This window comes from Shewanella khirikhana (genome assembly GCF_003957745.1).
In the GTDB taxonomy this organism is placed as follows: Bacteria; Pseudomonadota; Gammaproteobacteria; order Enterobacterales; family Shewanellaceae; genus Shewanella; species Shewanella khirikhana.
The window spans coordinates 3,267,802-3,285,659 of the sequence record NZ_CP020373.1 but is presented as its reverse complement, the minus strand read 5'-3'; the positions used below and the strand labels follow the sequence as shown (position 1 = coordinate 3,285,659).

Annotated in this window: 14 protein-coding genes; 12 read left to right on the top strand and 2 right to left on the bottom strand. The window is 57.2% G+C overall.

Annotated features, from left to right (window positions below; genetic code table 11):
* Positions 1-566: 566 nt before the first annotated feature.
* The 7 genes from STH12_RS14335 to STH12_RS14305 all read left to right on the top strand — a co-directional run bounded on the left by STH12_RS14335 (position 567) and on the right by STH12_RS14305 (position 7,011).
* Positions 567-1,934, top strand: a complete 1,368-nt coding sequence (locus STH12_RS14335; protein WP_126168167.1) for a Na(+)-translocating NADH-quinone reductase subunit A — start codon at positions 567-569, stop codon at positions 1,932-1,934.
* Positions 1,934-3,148 carry an NADH:ubiquinone reductase (Na(+)-transporting) subunit B gene (locus STH12_RS14330; RefSeq protein WP_126168166.1) on the top strand — a complete coding sequence of 405 codons (1,215 nt, stop codon included), beginning with the start codon at positions 1,934-1,936 and terminating at the stop codon, positions 3,146-3,148. Before STH12_RS14335 ends, STH12_RS14330 begins: the two co-directional genes overlap by 1 nt.
* A complete protein-coding gene (locus STH12_RS14325) occupies positions 3,138-3,902 on the top strand; it encodes a Na(+)-translocating NADH-quinone reductase subunit C (RefSeq protein WP_126168165.1) in 765 nt (254 codons plus the stop codon). Before STH12_RS14330 ends, STH12_RS14325 begins: the two co-directional genes overlap by 11 nt.
* 1 nt (position 3,903) lies before the next feature.
* A complete protein-coding gene (locus STH12_RS14320) occupies positions 3,904-4,530 on the top strand; it encodes an NADH:ubiquinone reductase (Na(+)-transporting) subunit D (RefSeq protein WP_011761085.1) in 627 nt (208 codons plus the stop codon).
* 10 nt (positions 4,531-4,540) lie between these two features.
* Positions 4,541-5,149, top strand: coding sequence for an NADH:ubiquinone reductase (Na(+)-transporting) subunit E (gene nqrE / locus STH12_RS14315; RefSeq protein ID WP_011761084.1), 609 nt, complete (start codon positions 4,541-4,543; stop codon positions 5,147-5,149).
* Positions 5,150-5,162: 13 nt separating this feature from the next.
* The gene (gene nqrF / locus STH12_RS14310; protein WP_126168164.1) at positions 5,163-6,380 is read left to right on the top strand and encodes an NADH:ubiquinone reductase (Na(+)-transporting) subunit F; all 1,218 of its coding nucleotides are present in this window, start codon (positions 5,163-5,165) and stop codon (positions 6,378-6,380) included.
* Between the two features lie 148 nt (positions 6,381-6,528).
* Positions 6,529-7,011 carry a GNAT family N-acetyltransferase gene (locus STH12_RS14305; protein ID WP_126168163.1) on the top strand — a complete coding sequence of 161 codons (483 nt, stop codon included), beginning with the start codon at positions 6,529-6,531 and terminating at the stop codon, positions 7,009-7,011.
* A 52-nt stretch (positions 7,012-7,063) separates the two neighbouring features.
* On the opposite strand, the gene thpR is transcribed toward STH12_RS14305, so the two are convergent.
* Complete coding sequence (gene thpR, locus STH12_RS14300; protein WP_126168162.1) at positions 7,064-7,627, bottom strand: RNA 2',3'-cyclic phosphodiesterase; 564 nt, start codon at positions 7,625-7,627, stop codon at positions 7,064-7,066.
* 89 nt (positions 7,628-7,716) lie between these two features.
* Between thpR and STH12_RS14295 the strand changes: the two genes are divergently transcribed.
* The 5 genes from STH12_RS14295 (at position 7,717) to STH12_RS14275 (ending at position 17,169) form a co-directional block, all read left to right on the top strand.
* Complete coding sequence (locus tag STH12_RS14295; protein WP_126168161.1) at positions 7,717-9,909, top strand: putative bifunctional diguanylate cyclase/phosphodiesterase; 2,193 nt, start codon at positions 7,717-7,719, stop codon at positions 9,907-9,909.
* Positions 9,910-9,989: 80 nt separating this feature from the next.
* Positions 9,990-12,500, top strand: a complete 2,511-nt coding sequence (gene hrpB, locus STH12_RS14290; protein ID WP_126168160.1) for an ATP-dependent helicase HrpB — start codon at positions 9,990-9,992, stop codon at positions 12,498-12,500.
* A gap of 12 nt (positions 12,501-12,512) precedes the next feature.
* The gene (gene mrcB / locus STH12_RS14285) at positions 12,513-14,861 is read left to right on the top strand and encodes a penicillin-binding protein 1B (protein WP_126168159.1); all 2,349 of its coding nucleotides are present in this window, start codon (positions 12,513-12,515) and stop codon (positions 14,859-14,861) included.
* 199 nt (positions 14,862-15,060) lie between these two features.
* Positions 15,061-15,783: an MCP four helix bundle domain-containing protein gene (locus STH12_RS14280; RefSeq protein WP_164551218.1), complete on the top strand. Its 723-nt coding sequence runs from the start codon at positions 15,061-15,063 to the stop codon at positions 15,781-15,783.
* A gap of 24 nt (positions 15,784-15,807) precedes the next feature.
* Positions 15,808-17,169, top strand: coding sequence for a methyl-accepting chemotaxis protein (locus STH12_RS14275; protein ID WP_126168157.1), 1,362 nt, complete (start codon positions 15,808-15,810; stop codon positions 17,167-17,169).
* 108 nt (positions 17,170-17,277) lie between these two features.
* Here the strand turns inward: STH12_RS14275 and STH12_RS14270 are convergent, their stop codons facing one another.
* Positions 17,278-17,847 carry a hypothetical protein gene (locus STH12_RS14270; RefSeq protein WP_126168156.1) on the bottom strand — a complete coding sequence of 190 codons (570 nt, stop codon included), beginning with the start codon at positions 17,845-17,847 and terminating at the stop codon, positions 17,278-17,280.
* Positions 17,848-17,858 lie beyond the last annotated feature (11 nt).

Here is a 17,858-nt window from a genome sequence, read left to right as displayed (position 1 = left end):
ATTTAGACAACGCTGTCATTTTTTTGGCAAACATATTGGCTTCCTCTAATAAAGGCAAGTATTCCGTATACTATTTCGCCTTTATATATATCCGCCGGTTATATACAACCTGAGTATGATGCCGAAAAGTCTGGGTCAAAATGTGCCGGATTGTAGGCAGTGGTCATGGAATCGGCTCTGGGTGTCTAGCAGGTCACGCAGGCTTTATGTCGGAATTGAGAGCTCGATCACCCGGGGTTAGGGCGCTGCGGGGCGGGGGAGACTGAGGTTGATTTTCACCAAATGGGGGCTTTTGCCTTAGTAAAATTCAGTGATACAGATCGCGCGAGTTGCTATATCTGTATGTAAAATAAAGATATTTGCATTAATTAAATTTAACTGAATTTGTGTAATTTTATGACATTAAGGCATAAGCCACAGCCATAATTGGCTAAAAACAGCGCTGTTTTGTGGTCTTTTGTAGTTAACTTTCACTTTTGAGCCAATTGTGATGTGGTTGACGGAAATTTTTTGCCTGAATGCGTACGATCGCTCGTAGTGTATTTTCCGAGAGAGCGACCGCAATCATGGCAGATTATTCCGAAGCGATAATCACAGTGAAAAAGGGCCTGGATGTGCCCATTGCCGGTGCGCCAAGGCAAGAGATTGACCTCGCCGCCAAACCTTCCCAGTTGGCCTTGCTTGGCAAGGAGTATGTAGGGCTTAAGCCTTCCATGCTGGTGGAAGAGGGCGAACGGGTTATCAAGGGTCAGGCGCTGTTTGAAGACAAGAGCAACCCGGGTGTGCGTTTTACCGCGCCCTGCGCCGGGGTTGTTTCTGCTATCCACAGGGGCGAGAAGCGTATGCTGCTGTCGGTGGTCATCGATTGTGATGGCTCCGACGAGGCAATCGACTTTGGTGCCGAGGCAAACCTTGCCGCCCTGTCCCGTGAGCAGGTGCAGGACAAGCTGCTGCAAAGTGGCCTGTGGACTGCACTTCGCACCCGTCCATTTTCCCGCGCGCCCAAGCCGGGCTCAGTGCCAGCTGGCTTGTTTGTTACCGCGGTGGACACCAATCCGCTGGCGGCCGATCCGCGGGTAATTATCAATACCGACGTGGATGCCTTTGCTGCCGGTATGCAGGTACTTACTCAGCTCACCGACGGGCCGGTGTTCTTGTGTCAGGACGGCAACCACGAGCTGCTGCCGGGCGCCGAGCTGCCACGGGTGCAGACCCACAGATTCCAGGGTGTGCACCCTGCCGGGTTGGTGGGTACTCACATTCATATGCTGATGCCAGTCAGTATGGAGCGTCAGGTATGGCACATCGGCTATCAGGACGTGATGGCGGTTGGCCGCCTCTTTACCACAGGACAGCTGGATAACCGCCGCATTGTGGCGCTCGCCGGCCCCAACGTGCTTAAGCCAAGGCTGATTGCCACTGTGCTGGGTGCCAAGGTCAGCGATATCGTCAAAGGCGAAATCAAAGACGAAGTGCATTCCCGGGTGGTCTCCGGCTCTGTGCTGTCTGGCCACACCGCCGAAGGCGCGTTCGACTTCCTCGGCCGCTTCCACCCGCAAATTTCGGTTGTCACCGAAGATGACAGTGAGCACTTCTTGCCCTGGGTACGCCTGGGCCGGGACAAGTTCTCTATCACCCGTACCGTGCTGTCGCGCTTTTTGCCCAAGAAGCTTTACGACATGACCACCCACACCGGCGGTGCCAAGCGCGCCATGATGGCCTTTGGCCAGCTGGACCGGGTGATGCCGCTGGATATTCTGCCCACCTTGCTGGTGCGGGATCTGGTGGTGCGTGACACCGACGAGGCGCAGCTTTTGGGCGCACTGGAGCTGGATGAAGAAGATCTGGCTCTGTGCACCTTCGTCTGCCCCAGTAAGTACGATTTTGGCCAGGAGCTTCGCGCCTGCCTGACGATTATCGAGAGGGAAGGCTAATGAGCAAGCCCATGAAGAAACCCAGTGCCCAGGACGCTTACTACGCTCCCGGACACACGATTAAAGACTATTTCCGCTCGCTGTTTATCGGCCATGGCGCCAGCACCCAGGATACGGTGCACGTGCGTGATGCTATTGAAGTGAAGCGCACCATGACCCTGGTGGGCCTGTGTCTGCTGCCAGCCATCCTGTTTGGCATCTACAACACCGGCTTGCAGGCGCAAATCGCCATTCTGGCGGGCAGCGCGCCGCTGGATACCTGGCACCAGAGCTTTTACAACGCCATCTTCGGCGGTTTGACTGAAAGCACCGGCATCTTTGGTTTGATGGCTTACGGCCTTATCTATTACCTGCCGATTTATCTGGCGGCCCTTACCACCACCATCTTCTGGGAAATGGTGTTTGCCAAGGCCAGACGTCAGGAAATGCAGGAAGGCTTCTTTGTGACAGCGCTGCTGTTCAGCCTGTGTTTGCCCGCCAATATCAGCCTGTGGCTGGTGGTGATGGGCATCAGCTTTGGCGTTGTGGTTGCCAAAGAGCTGTTCGGTGGCATGGGTTACAACTTCCTGAATCCGGCGCTGGCGGGTCTGGCCTTCATCTATTTTGCCTACCCAAGCGAAGTGACTACCTCGGCGCAGCTGGTAGCGGTAGACGGTTACAGTTCGGCCACTACCCTGGCGCAGGTTGCTGCCAACAAGATGAAGTTTGCCGAGTACCCCTGGTACCACGCCTTTAACGATGCCGCCTGGTGGGATGCCTTCTTGGGCTTCGAGGTGGGCGCCATTGGTGAAACTTCGGCGCTGGCGATTTTTGCCGGTGGTCTCCTGCTTATCCTTACCCGGCTCGCCGACTGGCGCATTGTGGTGGGCGTGCTTATCGGCGCCATTGCCACATCCTTGCTGTTCAATGTGTTTGGCGACGGCAAAAACGCCATGGCGGCCATGCCCTGGACCTGGCATCTGGTGACCGGCGGCTTTGCGCTGGGGATGATGTTTATGGCAACCGACCCTGTGACCACCGCCTACACCCGACCTGGCAAGCTGATGTTCGGCATCCTGGTGGGCGCCATGACCATTCTTATCCGCGTGGCCAACGTTAAGCAGCCCGAGGGCATCATGCTGGCGATTCTGTTCGCCAACCTGTGGGCGCCGGTGTTGGATTCGCTGGTGGCAAGATTCAATATCAAACGGAGGCTGAAGCGCAATGGCCTTTAACAAAGACAGTGTTCTCGGCACCATGACCTTCACGGTCGTCCTGTGCCTGGTTTGCTCCTTTATGATCACCGGCACCGCCGATGTGCTCAAGGAGCGCAAGTTGGTGAAAAAGCGCAACGAGCTGATGCAAAACGTGCTGGTGGCGGCTGACATCAAGGATGTTACCGATGTCAAAGCCACCTTCGAGGCGCGGGTGCGCCCGGTCATGGTGAACCTTGCCAGCGGCGAGATGCATGAGCGTGACAACATCCTCGACTATGACGAGCGCATGGCAGCCATCAACCCGGATACCTCCAGCAAGATTGCCAAAGACACGGCCCGTATCAAGACCCGCGCCAATGAAATCCGCATCTTCAAAGTGCTGGATGACAAGGGTGAGCTGCAGGCGCTGGTACTGCCTGTGTACGGCAAGGGTCTGTGGTCGATTATCTACGGCTTTGTGGGGATTGAGGCCGACCTCAATACCATCACTGGCGCCGTGTTCTACGAGCACGGTGAAACCCCGGGCATCGGTGACTTTATCAACCACGACGACTGGCTCGCCAAATGGCAGGGCAAGCAAATCTTCAACGCCAAGGGCGATGTGGCCTTCAAGATTGTGAAGGGCGAAGCCAAGGCAGGGGACAAGAGCGCCGTCGATGGTGTGAGCGGTGCCACCCGCACAGGTGCGGGCGTGGCCAAGGCGGTGCAGTTCTGGTTTGGTCCTGAAGGCTTTGATGCCTTTATCGACAAGCTGAAAGCGGCGGGGGTGTGAGATGAGCGCTGTATTATCCAATCGTGAACTCCTGATGCGCCCGGTGTTTGCCAATAACCCGGTGGCCATGCAGGTGCTGGGGGTCTGTTCGGCCCTGGCGGTGAGTAACTCCATGCAAACCGCGCTGGTGATGACACTGGCGGTGACCTTTGTGTTGGTGTGCTCCAACTTCTTTATCTCGCTTATTCGCGCCTTTATCCCCAACAGCGTGCGCATCATCGCTCAGATGACCATTATCGCCTCGCTGGTGATTGTGGTGGATATGGTGCTTCAGGACGTGGCGCCGGACTTATCCAAGCAGCTGTCGGTGTTTGTGAGCCTGATTATCACCAACTGCATCGTGATGGGCCGCGCCGAAGCCTTTGCCATGAAAGAGCCGCCACACCTGTCGGTGATGGATGCCATCGGCAATGCCGCCGGTTACGGCTTTATCCTGCTGAGCGTTGCCTTTGTGCGTGAACTCTTGGGCTCGGGCACCCTGTTTGGTCACAGCATTCTGAAGACCATAGAGCAGGGCGGCTGGTATCTGCCCAACGAGATGTTCAAGCTGCCCCCCAGCGCCTTCTTCCTGATTGGCGTGATTATCTGGGTGGTTAACATAGCTCAGCGCAAGCGCGCCAAGGCCTGAGGATAACGTCATGGAACACTACATTAATCTGTTTATCCAGGCGTCATTTATCGACAACATGGCGCTGTCTTTCTTCTTAGGCATGTGTACCTTCCTCGCGGTGTCGAAGAAGGTATCCACCTCGCTTGGTCTCGGTATTGCCGTGATTGTAGTGATGGTGCTGGCGGTGCCGCTCAATCAGCTGATTTACGTGGCCGTACTCAAGCCAGGCGCGCTGGCATGGGCCGGTTTCCCAGAGCTCGATTTGTCCTATCTGCAGCTCATTACCTTTATCGGGGTGATTGCGGCGTTGGTGCAAATCCTTGAAATGGTGCTCGACCGCTTTATGCCTGTGCTGTACCAGACGCTGGGGATCTTCCTGCCGCTGCTCACCGTAAACTGCGCCATCTTCGCCGGGGTGATTTTTATGGCCAACCGCGACTACACCCTGACCGAGTCGGCGGTGTTTGCCGCCGGTGCCGGTACCGGCTGGGCGGTGGCCATTGTGCTGCTTGCCGGTATTCGTGAGCGGCTCAAGTTCAATGCCATCCCCGAAGGGTTACAGGGCATTGGTATCACCTTTATCACCACAGGGCTGATGGCGCTGGGCTTTATGTCCTTTGCCGGTATCAGCCTGTAACGGAGGAACATCCATGGAAATGACGATTGGAATGGGCATGTTCACCGTGGTGGTGTGCATCCTGGTGGCGGTTATCCTGATTGCCCGCAGTAAGTTGGTGGCAAGCGGCGATGTGCAGCTGCGCATCAACGACGATAGCGATAAAAGCGTGGCCGTGCCCGCCGGTGGCAAGCTTTTGGGCGCCCTGGCCGGTAAAAACATCTTCGTGCCCTCTGCCTGTGGCGGCGGCGGTACCTGCGGTCAGTGCCGGGTGAAGGTCAAATCCGGTGGCGGCGATATCCTGCCTACCGAGCTTGACCATATCACCAAGAAAGAGGCCAAAGAGGGTTGCCGTCTGGCCTGTCAGGTGGCGGTGAAGTCCGATATGGATCTTGAGCTCGATGAAGAGATCTTCGGGGTGAAGAAGTGGGAGTGTGAGGTGATTTCCAACCGCTCCACCGCCACTTACATCAAGGAGCTGCTGCTGAAGGTGCCCGAAGGCGAAGAAGTGGACTTTAAGGCCGGTGGTTATATTCAGATTGAAGCCCCCGCCCACGAAGTGCATTACAAAGACTTTGATATTCCGGAAATCTTCCGCGATGACTGGGAAAAGTACGGCCTGTTTAATCTGGTCTCCAAGGTGGATAGCGAAGTGATGCGGGCCTACTCCATGGCCAACTATCCGGAAGAAAAGGGCCGCATCATGCTGAACGTGCGTATTGCCACGCCGCCAAGCCCTGAGCTGCCACCGGGACAGATGTCGTCGTTCATCTTTAACTTGAAGCCCGGCGACAAGGTGACCATTTCCGGCCCCTTCGGTGAGTTCTTCGTCAAAGAGACCGACGCCGAAATGGTGTTTATCGGCGGTGGCGCCGGTATGGCGCCGATGCGAAGCCATATCTTCGATCAGCTCAAGCGGGTGAAAACCGCGCGCAAGATGAGCTTCTGGTATGGCGCCCGCTCCCTGCGTGAGGTGTTCTATCAGGAAGATTTTGATGGTCTGGCGGCCGAAAACCCCAACTTTCAGTGGCACATCGCCCTGTCTGAGCCCTTGCCGGAAGATAACTGGACTGGTTACACCGGCTTTATCCATAACGTGCTGTATGAGAACTACTTAAAGCAGCACAAGGCGCCGGAAGACTGTGAGTTTTACATGTGTGGCCCGCCAATCATGAATAGCTCTGTGATTGCCATGCTGGAGAGCCTGGGCGTAGAGCGCGACAACATACTGCTCGATGACTTTGGCGGCTGACGCTGGTTGTTGCTCTGGTCGCTGATCTAGATCGATGAGCCGCTGATATCTCTGATAATCCCCACCCCCCGGTGGGGATTTTTTTACCGTTTTTTCAAATGATTGGCCGTGATATGTTATTGGAAATTTGGCAGAACCAGGGATAGCAATGGAGCTTTGTAAGGCGGCGGCAGAAGATGCACAGGCGATTTGGGATTTACGCAACAAGGCCATTCTTGCAGGCTGCAAAGGCTATTACGACGAGCTGAGTCTCACGCGCTGGACCGAAGGTGAACTGACAGAGAGTTTTACCGCCGTGGTGGCCCAGGGCTTTTATATTATGAAAGACGGCGCGCGGGTGGTGGGCAGCGTGATGCTGGACTTGACCCATCCCGAGCTCAAGAGTGCTGAAGGCCAGGTTGAAGCCGTGTTTGTCGACCCTGATGTGATGGGCCGCGGAGTCGGTAAGCGCTTGATGGCCTTTGTTGAAGAGCTGGCACTGGCGCAGGGCATCAACAGACTCAGGCTGGAGTCCACCCTCAATGCCGCGCCCTTTTACCGCGCCTGCGGGTTCGGCGAAGAGAAGCGCTCCCTCTATCAAAGCCCACGGGGTTTTACCCTGGACTGTTGCCTGATGTACAAAAACCTTTAGCAAACGCCTGTTAAAAGCTCTGAGCACGCTGTTAAACAGCCGATTGGCAGGACTAATCGGCGAGCGGCCAGCTTTGCAAAATCTGGTATTGCACCCCAAAGGCCGTGCTTTGGGAGTGATACAGGTGCAGGGCATCCGGCGTGAGCGTAAGCGGCGCAGGCGTCCACTCAGGCTTTTGAAATACCTTGGCTTTGCGTTTTAAGGTGATGTGCGGGTTAAACCTGTGCTCGCTCTGATGCAGGCCAAGTTTGGCGGCAATCGCCTGACTTGCCTCAAATATACCGATAAGGGCGCTGTCTTCAGCCTTGCCCCACAGACAAACCACCCCGGCGCCGCGCCAGTGCACCAGGGTATCGAGCCGTTGGCTGAAGCCTGGCCTTGAAAGCCCGGTTATTTCGTCCCGCAGCGCTGCCTCCTGGTCGCTATTGGTCTGCCCCAAAAACGCCAGCGTCATATGCAGATTGCCTGGCGGTACATCTTTTCCTGCGCCAGTTCCCGCGACAGTGCCAGCATCGGTTCCTGCAAGGTTGCCGAGCTTTTGCTGTAGCCCTCGCAGGGCGGTAATTTGTGCGCTTTCGAGGGAGAATCCCAAAAACAAACGCTTGCTGTCTGGCATAAAATCCTGCCTTTAAATATCAGATTTTTAAACCTTGCCTATACTCTAGGGTGAATGCAAGTTACTGCGATTTCCAAGGAAAGCAGGTTATGTCGCTGCCTGAGTCCAACTCATTGCATGCCGCTTTGGCCGGGATTTTCGCCCATGTACCTTTGGCGACCCTGGAGCAGAATGTTGACCGCGCCCTGCAAACCATCACGGCGCGGCTGGATTGCGATGGCGTTTTTGTGCTCTCCCATACAGCCAATCAACCGGGTGTTACACCGCGCAATATTTATTTAAGGCCTGCGGTAGCCCGTGGCGGCCAGGTACGTTACTGGCCGCTGGCGCGCATGCCCTGGTTTCGGCGCCAGATGCGCCAGCCACGGCTTATCAATCTTGCCGATATAGGTGCCTTGCCCGCTGAGGCCAGCCAGGAGAAACACTTCCTGCGGGAATGGAAGGTGAAAAGCCTGCTGGTGCTGCCGCCGGTGAGTTTCGGCGAAACCCATATCGCCCTGGGCGCTGTGCAGTGCGAGCGTGCCCGCGAATGGTCGGCCAGCTTTATCGACAGCCTGACCAACGCCGCCATGCTGATAGGGGCTGTGACCGAACTGACCCGCATCGCCCAGGCGCTGATGATAAGCGAGCGTAAGTATCAGGAGCTGTTCAATCAGCTGCCGCTGGCCTGTGGCCTGGTCGACAGGCGCAATAAGGTCAAACTGCTCAACAATATCGCCCGCCAGAATCTGCCATTGTCCGACGGTCAGGACTTGATGGCGCTGGTGCGGCCGGAAGAAGGCTCCATGCTGCTCGATACCCTGCAGGTGGTGCGCGATGGGGTGCTTAAACAAGCCTGGTGTGAAATTGCCGTGAAGGGCGCCATGATGTCGCAGCAGTGGCTTAAACTCAGTTTTAGCCCCATGGCCGATGAGCCGGGGAACCTGCTGATGCTGGTGGATGATGTGAGTGAGCGCCACCGGCTGGCCGATGAGCTGTCGTTCCATGCCAATTTCGATGCCCTTACCGGGCTGCCCAACCGTTCCCACTTTGAAGCCCTGCTGGCCAAGCTTTTAAGCGAGGAGCATGAAAACCCGATTTGCGTGGCTTTTTTGGATCTGGACCAATTTCAGGTGGTGAATAATGTCAGCGGCCATCAGGCCGGCGACAAGCTGCTGTGCCAGGTGGCGCTGCGGCTTAAACAGTTGGTGCGTAAAGGCGATACCGTCGCCCGTCTCGGCGGTGACGAGTTTGCTATTTTGATGCACTACTGCAACGAAGATACCGCCAAGATTATTGCCCAGCGCATTTGTACCCAATTGTTTGAACACGAGTTTTGCTGGGAGCATCGGCGCCACAGCGTGTCGGTTTCCATGGGGGTGGCGCCGCTGGATACCGATGTCAGCGATATCTACTCCATTATGAGCCGCGCCGATGCGGCCTGTCGGGTGGCCAAGGATCAGGGGCGTAACGGCTGGCATATCTACTGTGCCACCGACCCGAAAATGAGCCGCTTTTACACCGAAATGACCGCCTCGGTCGACATTATCGAAGCCCTGCAGCAAAACCAGTTTCAGCTTTATTATCAGCTGATTGAGCCGCTGACCCGCGCCGAGGATGGCCTGCATATGGAAATCCTGCTCAGGCTAGAGCGCCCCAATGGTGAGATGCTATCCCCCGGGATATTTTTGCCCGCCGCCGAGCGTTACAATCTGGCGTCCCGGGTCGATCGCTGGGTGCTGGATAATTTACTGCGCTGGGGCAGTCAGCATGTGGATGTGTGGCATGAGCTGGATATGGTGTCGGTGAACCTGTCTGCCACCTCCCTTGGCGACCCCGAATTTATGGGCTGGCTCGAGATGCGGCTGATGACTGAGCCGGATCTGGTGGACAAGCTCTGTGTGGAGATCACCGAAACCGCTGCGGTCAGCCAGCTGGATCAGGCGCAGGCGTTGATCGAGTTGCTGCGGCCCCTTGGCTGCAAGCTGGCGCTGGATGACTTTGGCTCGGGTTTCTCAAGCTTTGCCTACCTTAAGCTGCTGGATGTGGACTTTGTGAAAATCGACGGCCAGTTCGTGGTAAACCTTTGTGAAAACAAGTCAGATCAGGCCATTGTCAACGCCATCTGTCAGCTGGGCCGCGATATGGAGTTCGAAGTGATTGCCGAATTTGTTGAGTCGGTCGACATCGGCAAGCGTCTGCGGGAACTTGGGGTGGATTATGGTCAGGGCTATGCCATCGGCAAGCCCCAGGCCCTGGAGGGGCTGCTCAGCGGAAAGCGCGTGCCCTGGCTTAAGGACTGACATCCCCGGCAGCAGACTTGTTCGCACCTTCCCTAAGTCAGTACAATGGTGGCCATTGTTTGTTGCCCGCCGGATTAGCCTTGAATTCCTTGCCCGTCTGCGAACTGTTCGACGACCTTAAATCAGCTCTGCAAGCCCATAATCAGCTTATTCTTGAGGCGCCAACCGGTGCCGGTAAGTCTACGGCGCTGCCATTGGCGCTACTCGACTGGCCCGAAATCTCGGGTCGGATCATTATGCTGGAGCCCCGTAGGGTGGCGGCACGCAGCGTCGCGCGCTTCATCGCCAAACAGCGCGGCTGTGCCCTTGGCACTGAGGTTGGTTACCGGGTTCGTGGCGACAGCAAGGTGTCCAAGGACACTCGCCTCGAAGTGGTTACCGAAGGCATTTTGACTCGCATGATCCAGGACGACCCTGAACTTGAGGGGGTTGGCCTGATCATTTTCGATGAAATCCACGAACGCCATCTGAGCACAGAACTGGGGCTGGCGCTGGCACTGGAAGTGCAGGCTGGTCTCAGGGACGACCTGACCATTCTCGCCATGTCGGCCACCTTGAGTGGCATGCCGCTGCAAGCGCTGATGCCCGAGGCGGTACTGCTTAAAAGCCAGGGCCGCAGCTACCCGGTTACCCTGGAGTACGCCAATGTGCCTGCTGGCAGCGATTGGCAGGCGCACATGGGCAAAACCCTGCTTGAACTCGCCACCGGTAAACGGCCGTTGCCTGATGGCATTGCTCCGGGCACTGTGCTGGCGTTTTTGCCGGGCAAGGCCGAGATTGAGCGGCTTAAGGTGTTTTTGTCAGAGCGCCTCAATGAGTCGGAATTTGCCATCTGTCCCCTCTATGGCGAGCTTAATGCCAACGCCCAGGATCTGGCCCTCAGCGCCGATGCTGCCGGGCGCCGCAAGCTGGTACTGGCCACCAACGTGGCCGAATCGAGTCTGACCATCGATGGGGTGACTCAGGTGGTGGATTGCGGCTTTGTGCGCCAGGCAAGTTTCAATCCCCGCAGCGGCGTGACCCGTCTTGGGCTTAAACGTATCAGTCAGGCGTCGGCTATCCAGCGTGCTGGCCGCGCTGGACGTCTGGCTCCGGGGCTGTGTATCCGGCTCTGGAGCCAGGATGAGTTTGAGCGCCAGATGAAGGCCGATGAGCCGGAAATTCTGCGCAGCGAGCTGGTCAGTCTGGCGCTGGAAGCGGCGGCTTGGGGGGCACGCGATTTTGCTGCGCTCAAGCTGTTGTCGATACCGCCCAGGGTGAATGAAACCATCGCCTGGAACCTGCTTAAAGATCTGGAGCTGGTGGATGATGACCATAAGCTCAGCGCCCTTGGCCGTGAGGCCCATCGCCTCGGCTGTCATCCGCGCCTCGCACACATGCTGCTGAAGGCCAAAGCCCTTGGTGCGGCCGAAGCTGACCCCGGGCTTGCGCCTTTGGCGTGTTTGCTGGCGGCAATTTTGGAAGGTCGCGGCCTGCCGCGCCGCGGCTGTGATATCAGCCATTATCTGTTGTGGGCAAGCTCAGGCCAGGCCGGACAACAGGCTAAACAATGGGCGGCAAAGCTTGGCATCAAGGCCGATTTTGCGGCGCTGGCAAAATCGGCTCACCCCCACGATTGTGGCCTGCTGCTGGCGCTGGCGTATCCCGATAGAATTGCCATGGCCCGCGGCAAGGATGGTTTTGTGCTGGCCAACGGCACGGGCATCACAGTGGATGAGGCCGATGCCATGTCCCTCGAGCCCATGCTGGTGGCCGCTGACTTTGGCGAGCTTGAAGGCCGCAGCGCCGGCCGTTTGTGGCTTGGGGCGCCGCTGGATGAACGTCTGTTCGATGGCCCCCTGGCCTTTTTGGTTGCTGAACGTGAGGTCAGTGGCTTCGATGAAGGCCGAGGCCGCTTCGTGGCTGAGCGGCAGCGGGTCGTAGGGCATTTGGTGCTGGGACGCGAGAGTATGGCCAAGGTGCCTGCATCGCTTAAAGCCAGCGCCTGGATAGCCCGAATTCGTCAAAAAGGCCTTGGTTGTCTTGGCTTTGATGATGATGCCATGCAGCTCAGGCGGCGGGTGTGTTTGGCCGCGAGTCTGCTTGGCGGTGACTGGCCTGCCATGGACGATGAAGCGCTGCTTGAGCGCCTTGAAGACTGGCTGGGGCCGTTTTTGGGCGATATCAACACCCTGGATCAGTTCAATAAACTCGATGCCGGACGCATTTTGCGTGACAGCCTCGACTGGCAGCTGCGCACAAGCCTCGACGCGGCGCTGCCGACCCATTACCCTATGGCAACTGGCACCCGTGCGCCCATTCGATATGAAGACGATGGCCGCGCCATGCTCAGGGTGCGATTGCAGGAAGCCTATGGCATGGCCAGCACGCCGCTTTTGGCCGATGGACGGCTGAAACTCACCATGGAGCTGCTGTCGCCTGCCCAGCGCCCCCTCGCTCTGACGGCGGATTTGGCCAGTTTTTGGCAGGGGCCTTATCAGGACGTGAAAAAGGAAATGCGCGGCCGTTATCCCAAGCATTTGTGGCCGGACGATCCGGCGAACACCTTACCGACCAAATTTACCAAGAAAAAGACCTTGGGCCAGTCCTGAGGCAGAGAATTTATGACTTCAGAAAAACGGACTTCAGCAAAACGGACCACGGAAAAGAGCGGCGCTCCCCGACGTAAGGCACCGGCCAAAGGCAAGGCGAAAGCGGCCAAGCCCGGCGTGCTTTGGCGTATCTGGTCGTTTTTGTGGAAACTCACCCTGGTGGTGTTGGTGCTGTGCGCCGCGTACGGCATTTATCTGGATCAGCAAATAGCCCGCAAATTCGAGGGCCAGAAGTGGCATCTGCCTGCGCAGATCTACAGTCGCTCCATGGCGCTCTACCCCGGCGCCGCCGTGAGTCATCACCAGATGATGGCCGAACTCAAGCTGCTGGGGTATCGCAAGGTGGCCAACCCACGTCAGGTGGGGGAGTTTTCGGCGTCCAAGACCCGCATTGACCTGTGGCGTCGCCCCTTCTTGCATCCCCTTGGCAGCCAGGAAGCGGCGCGGGTGATGATTAGTTTTGATACCCTGGGGGTGGAGAACGTTGCCCGTCACACCGACAAGCGCGAGCTGGCGGTGTTTCACCTTGAGCCTGTGCTGCTGGACAGAATCATAGCCAGCGACGGTGAAGACAGGCTGTTTGTGGCCCGCAAAGAAGTGCCCGACACCATGGTGGATGCACTCATTCTGGTGGAAGACCGCAGCTTTTACGAGCACCACGGGGTCAACCCGTTCGCGATTTTGCGGGCTGCCTTTGTCAATATCAGCGCAGGCCGCACAGTGCAGGGCGGCTCGACCCTGACCCAGCAGCTGGCGAAGAACTTCTTCCTCTCCAGTGAGCGCTCGCTTATCCGCAAAATCCGCGAAGCCCTGATGGCCATCATCATCGATTTTCGCTACAGCAAGGATGAGATCCTCGAGGCCTACCTCAACGAAGTCTACATGGGCCAGGACAAGTCCCGTGGCGTACACGGTATGGGGCTGGCATCGCAGTTCTACTTCGGTCGTCCACTGAACGAACTGACCCTGGCGCAGCAGGCGTTTTTGATTGCGGTGATTAAAGGGCCGTCTTACTACAACCCCTGGCGCTATGCCGACCGGGCGCAGGAGCGCCGGGATCTGGTGCTGCGGCTGTTGATGGAAGCGGGCAAAATCAGCGTGAACGACTTCCAGATTGCCGCCGAATCGCCGCTGGGCTTAAGGCCGGAAGGTCGTCCTGTGCATCAAAAGATGCCTGCGTTTTACGCTCAGGTGAAAAAAGAGCTGGCTCTGCGCTGGGGTGACAGTCTGCTCAATGAGTCGGGCATCAAGGTGTACACCACCCTCGACCCCATAGCTCAGGAAGCGGCCGAAAAAGCGGTGAAGGACGTGATGGCCCGCATTGGCAAAGACACCAAGGAGCTGCAGGCGGCCATGGTGGTAACCGATAAGTTTGGCGGCGGTATCGCGGCCATGGTGGGCGATCGTAATCCAAGCTTTGAAGGTTACAACCGGGTCAGCGAAATGCGCCGCCCGATTGGCTCGCTGGTGAAGCCGTTTGTTTACCTCACCGCCCTTGAAGATAACAACTACAACCTGATGACGCCGCTGAAGGACGAGCCGCTGACCGTGACCAACAAGCACGGCCAGGCCTGGTCGCCGCAAAATTACAGCAAGACCTTCAGTGGTCAGGTGCCACTGATGCAGGCGCTGTATAAGTCGCTCAACGTACCGACGGTGAATTTGGGGCTGGCGGTTGGCGTGGATTCGGTCATCAACACCCTCGATGATGCCGGTTGGCGCGGCGAGGCGATTAATCCGTATCCGTCGATGCTGCTTGGCGCCGTGGATGGCTCGCCGCTGATGGTGGCGCAGATTTATCAGACCCTGGCCGACAATGGTCGCTTCCGCCAGCTGTCCACCGTGACCGACGTGCTGGACATGAATAATGAAGCCATTCTGGCGAGCCGCCTGCCATCGGAGCAGTCGTTGGAGCCTGCTGCCGCTTACCTTGCCCAGTACGTTATGACCCGGGTGGTAGCGGAAGGGACAGGTGTTCGCCTTGGCCGCGCCTTCCCCAACGTGACCCTGGCCGGTAAGACGGGTACCAGTAACGACAGCCGTGACTCCTGGTTTGCAGGGTTTGACGAGCGGAACGTGGCCGCCGTTTGGGTGGGTCGTGATGACAACGGCAAGACCAAGCTGGTGGGCGCCAGCGGTGCCATGGCGATTTATCAGGCGTTCCTTGAGCAGCGTCCGCCAGTGGGTCTGCGGATGACGCCGCCTGGCGATGTGGTGCAGGGCTACTTTGATGCCAACGGCAATGCGCTGGAAAAAGGCTGCCCCGGCGCCGTGGCGCTGCCAGCCAAGGTGGGTAGTTGGAACCCGGCCCGCAACTGCGGCAAGCCTTTGTCCTGGTGGCAGAAAATCGTTGGCGGTTAACGCCCCGTATTTACTGTGAGTAAAAAGCCCGGCAATTGCCGGGCTTTTTTGCTTTTGTTGTTCGCCTTTTGCCTGCAAATCAAGCCGCTGGCTTTTGTCTGCTGCCGGAAAACTTCTACTACACTCAAACTACGCGCCCGATGCGGCCCGGCGAATGGTGGCACGGCTTTGTGTTCAACTCCCCCTCAAAGGTTTGGTTATGTTCACATCGGTTAAGAGTCGTTTGATTTCTGGCATTGTGGTGCTGTTACTGCTGCTGTCGGTCATTGCCGCCACGGGTCTTTATTACGTGTTCCGACTGGATGACAGTATCACCAATCTCAGTGATGACGTGGCGCCCACCATCGAAAACACCGACGACATGATTGCGTCGCTATGGGAGCGGGGCAAGGTGGCCAATGAAATCATGGCATCGGAAAGCATGACTGAAATGGCTCAGCTCAGGCAGCAGATGCCCGCACTTGAAAAGGTGTTCAACGACTCAAGAGCAGCCATGCAGGGGCTGTTGACGGAGGCCGAGCAGCAAACCATTCAGCAGGCTGTGGATGCCAATACCCTGCTGGGGCAGAACTTTGAATTGATGTATCAGGCGCACTTTGCCGAGCTTGAAGAAGAGGAAAAAGGCAAGCGGCTGCTGGCGGAATTTGATGACAAGGGAGCGCAGATCATCACCGCCCTGGATGAGTTTGCCCAGGAGAACGAAGATGAGATGGCAAAGGCCATTGAACGCAGCAGCGAACTGGTTAAACGCAGCGGCGCAACCCTGGCTGATATCAACGAGATCCTGGTAGATCTGTTTGCCCATGATTATCCGGTGGTGGAAGCGGCGCTTAAGCTGCAACGCTACGTGATGGAAATGCAGGACACCGCCGGGGAATACCTGGCGGAAGAGGATGCCAGCAAGTTGCCGGACATCAGGTAGAATTTCGATGCGCTGGCGGCAAAGGTGCTTGAACTGATGGTGATTCTGGATGAGCTGGCCGAATCGGAAGAAGACAAGCAGGACGCCGTCGATTTGCGTAAAGCCTTTGCCGATTGGCAGCTGGCGGCGCTGGAAGACGAGATGCTGTTCGATACCTATCGCGACCAGCTGGAGCAGGAAGCCGCCGCCGACAACTACACTGAAATCCTTGAGAAAAACATCAGCGCTGCAGATCAGGCGCTTGAAATTCTGGCGGCGTCGGCCGATGAAATCTCCGATGCTGCCGATGCCGAAGGTGTGGCCACAGTGCACAGTGCCGTGGTGATGGTTGGTGGTATGTGGCTGCTGGCGCTGGTGCTGGGCGGTGTCTTGGCGGTGGTGTTAATCGCCTCCATCCTGAAGCCGGTGAAGCAGTTGCATGAAAAACTGGAAAGCATTGCCAAGGGCGATGGCGACCTCACTCAACGAGTGGATGAAAAGGGGGCCAGTGAAATCGCCAATCTGGGGAAATCCTTCAATGAATTTGTCTCCAAAATTCAGTCCATGGTGGCCAATATTGCCAAAGAGGCCATAGCGCTGGATGCCGCTATCACCCGCATCTCGCGCCTGTTGTCCAGTTTGAGTCAGGGCGCCGAGCAGCAAAGTGAAGAAGTCGAGACAGTGGTGCACTCCATCACCCAGGTGAAAGACGCCGCTGACAGCATTTCCGCCAACGCCTACCAATGCTCCGAAGCTTCACGGGAGGCGAATGAAGATGGTCAGGAGGCGCGCCAGGTGGTGGCGCAGGCGGTGAACTCGGTCAGTGGTTTGGCCAACGACATTGAAACCACCACGGATGTGATTGAAAAACTGAACAATGAAGTGGTGAGCATCATCTCGGTGCTCGAAGTTATTCAGGGGATTGCCGAGCAAACCAACCTGTTGGCACTGAACGCGGCCATCGAGGCGGCCCGCGCGGGCGAGCAGGGGCGCGGTTTTGCAGTGGTGGCCGATGAGGTCAGAACCCTGGCATCGCGTACCCAAAACTGCACCAATGAAATTCAGGCCATGACCGAAGGCCTAAAAAAAGGCGCCACCGATGCAGTAGACGCCATGAACCGCTCCAGGCAGGGCGGCAGCAATACGGTGAAGTTTGCCGAAAACGCCGGGGCCGCACTGGACCGGATTTTATCGGCGCTGAATAACCTCAGCGCCATGAATGAGCAAATTGCCACTGCGGCGGAAGAACAGCGGGTTGTGGTGGTTTCGGCCACCGATAACGCCCGCAATGTGCAGCAGGTGGTGAATGAAAGCCAGAAAACAGTGGATGAAAACCATGGGGTGACTGCCAATATGAACGAGTCGGTGGCGCGGCTGAATAAGCTGGTGGGCCAATTTAAGGTGTAAGCCAACAAGCTTTTGTGGTTTGGAGGTCTTAGAACACGCTATTCCCCCACGCCATTCCCCTTGGCAAAGCGCCCGGTTCTCCCGGGCATTTTCATGCCTGAAAGTGGCTTATTTTGATTCTGGCAGGGCGTCGAGGCTGGCTTTGTCGGGCAGCGCTGACCAGGACATCAGCCTGGATTCGCTGCTCGTCATATTGGTTTGCAGCCAGGTCACCATGGCTTCGTTTGCGCCGTCGCCATAGGTGCGGTGGGAATAGACAATAATCACGCCGCGTCCCTCACGAAACACAAAGCGGGCAAAGGCGGCTTCGATAAACTCAGGGCTGCCCATGACCGCAATGGCGAGATGCTCAGCGCTTTGGCTGTCGCTGCGGGGTACGGACGCGGTGCGAATCACCTGCCCATGCTTTTGATAGACATTCAGCACCCCGTTGGCGAGGCTTGCCAGGGCTTCCTCATTGGTGACTTCATCACGCACATTCAGGGTTATCATCTCCTGCCAGGCGGCGAGATCCTGCTGCCCTTCGGGGGTAAATTCATGTTGGCCGGCCTGTGACCAGCGATGGATAAAGTCCTGACCGTGAAAGTCGATGACCAGAGGTTCGGCAGCCTGGCCTGGGGCAGATAACACGGCAAGCAGTGTGCAGTGGATGAAAAAGCGGGCGGTTTTGGTAAACATAGCGGTCTTCC

What these genes read in the sequence shown, in the direction of transcription:
- STH12_RS14335 (WP_126168167.1), top strand. Translation starts at nt 567, where the DNA reads ATGGCAGATTATTCCGAAGCGATAATCACAGTGAAAAAGGGCCTGGAT.
- STH12_RS14330 (WP_126168166.1), top strand. Translation starts at nt 1,934, where the DNA reads ATGAGCAAGCCCATGAAGAAACCCAGTGCCCAGGACGCTTACTACGCT.
- STH12_RS14325 (WP_126168165.1), top strand. Translation starts at nt 3,138, where the DNA reads ATGGCCTTTAACAAAGACAGTGTTCTCGGCACCATGACCTTCACGGTC.
- STH12_RS14320 (WP_011761085.1), top strand. Translation starts at nt 3,904, where the DNA reads ATGAGCGCTGTATTATCCAATCGTGAACTCCTGATGCGCCCGGTGTTT.
- nqrE (WP_011761084.1), top strand. Translation starts at nt 4,541, where the DNA reads ATGGAACACTACATTAATCTGTTTATCCAGGCGTCATTTATCGACAAC.
- nqrF (WP_126168164.1), top strand. Translation starts at nt 5,163, where the DNA reads ATGGAAATGACGATTGGAATGGGCATGTTCACCGTGGTGGTGTGCATC.
- STH12_RS14305 (WP_126168163.1), top strand. Translation starts at nt 6,529, where the DNA reads ATGGAGCTTTGTAAGGCGGCGGCAGAAGATGCACAGGCGATTTGGGAT.
- thpR (WP_126168162.1), bottom strand. Translation starts at nt 7,627, where the DNA reads ATGCCAGACAGCAAGCGTTTGTTTTTGGGATTCTCCCTCGAAAGCGCA.
- STH12_RS14295 (WP_126168161.1), top strand. Translation starts at nt 7,717, where the DNA reads ATGTCGCTGCCTGAGTCCAACTCATTGCATGCCGCTTTGGCCGGGATT.
- mrcB (WP_126168159.1), top strand. Translation starts at nt 12,513, where the DNA reads ATGACTTCAGAAAAACGGACTTCAGCAAAACGGACCACGGAAAAGAGC.
- STH12_RS14280 (WP_164551218.1), top strand. Translation starts at nt 15,061, where the DNA reads ATGTTCACATCGGTTAAGAGTCGTTTGATTTCTGGCATTGTGGTGCTG.
- STH12_RS14270 (WP_126168156.1), bottom strand. Translation starts at nt 17,847, where the DNA reads ATGTTTACCAAAACCGCCCGCTTTTTCATCCACTGCACACTGCTTGCC.